The organism is Arcicella gelida (assembly GCF_034931025.1).
GTDB classification, from domain to species: domain Bacteria; phylum Bacteroidota; class Bacteroidia; order Cytophagales; family Spirosomataceae; genus Arcicella; species Arcicella gelida.
Map to the genome: position 1 here is coordinate 1 of NZ_JAYGIL010000072.1, position 1274 is coordinate 1274.

General features: G+C 28.9%; 1 protein-coding gene. It reads left to right on the forward strand.

Annotated elements, in window-relative coordinates; genetic code table 11:
* Positions 1–508: 508 nt before the first annotated feature.
* Positions 509–1114 carry a hypothetical protein gene (locus VB776_RS24450; protein ID WP_323699465.1) on the forward strand — a complete coding sequence of 202 codons (606 nt, stop codon included), beginning with the start codon at positions 509–511 and terminating at the stop codon, positions 1112–1114.
* Positions 1115–1274: the final 160 nt, after the last annotated feature.

Genomic DNA, 1274 nt, shown 5'->3' on the forward strand with positions numbered 1-1274 from the left:
TTAAAATATGAATTCCCACTTGATTTTGAAACGCAATGGTTTGAGAAAAATGCCGAAAAGTGTAAACATTAAACAATAAAACCTCGCAAAAAGTGTAAACCAAAAATAGACCACCCCACAGCTTTATTTTTATCGATTGTACACAAGTAGTATTGTAATGAATCCTGAGGATGATAGTACTCTATATTAGAACTTGATACATTTACATATATTTTACTAACACCATGACCTAAGTACTTCTTTGAGTTTACAATTCCAGAAAACTCTATCCTTAATTCTTTCAAGTAGTTATATATTATCCTATCTTCTTTTTCATTTACAGAGTTCACTATTTTTAAAATATAATTATGGACAAAATAAGAATTATGGCAAATGTTATTAACTTTTTCATATTGTATTTTAATAATTTGTTTCCTACTTCGCTGATTTACACGCTCAATACTGTAAATAATACCCCGCTCAATTTACTTATTCCTATGCAAGTAAAGTAATAATAACTAATCAACAGATGAAAAAAATAATATTAACTCTACTATATTTTTGTCCTTTTGGGATGGTCTTTAATTGCTTTTCAAGTACGGGGCTTTTATGTAATAATGCTGGCTTAGGCAATGATAGCCAATTAACTATTTTGAATAGTGATAATAGTATTTATTTGGAAATTTCTATGTTAGGAGATATTAATCCTAAATTACCCAAAGTGTTTAATCCATACGCAATGGATATTCCAAATGATATTTTTTTAATCGAAGTAATTAGTGAAGATAAAGGTAGGTATCAAGTTTCTATAGGAAATGGGCAATCAAAATTTATTAGCAAATCAGAAAAAAGTGTTAAATATTATAGTTGGACAAACTTTATTCTCAATTATGAATATAATTCTATCATAGTTGATAAAAAGACAAATCCAGTGAGAGTTTTTCCAACTGAAAAATCTAAGAAAGTACTGTATATTGACTACGACACCTATGCGATATATGGGAAAAAAATAGTTGGAGATTGGCTAAAAGTAGAGGTTCAAGATATTGAATCTACTGAAAGCTTTAAGACTTATGGCTGGGTAAAATGGAGAGACAAAGAAAAATTACTGATTGAATTTGGATTATATGATTAATAAAACAGATTGGTATTAGCAGATGCTAATACCAGTTATAGATTACCCTCGCTCGGCGTAGTGTTTCACTACGTCGTTGTGTACTGCAATGTTACATTGCAAAAATGCAAAGCATTTTAAGTTTGTCGAATAGCAAAACTTTATTAAAGAAAATCTATTT

What these genes read in the sequence shown, in the direction of transcription:
- VB776_RS24450 (WP_323699465.1), top strand. Translation starts at nt 509, where the DNA reads ATGAAAAAAATAATATTAACTCTACTATATTTTTGTCCTTTTGGGATG.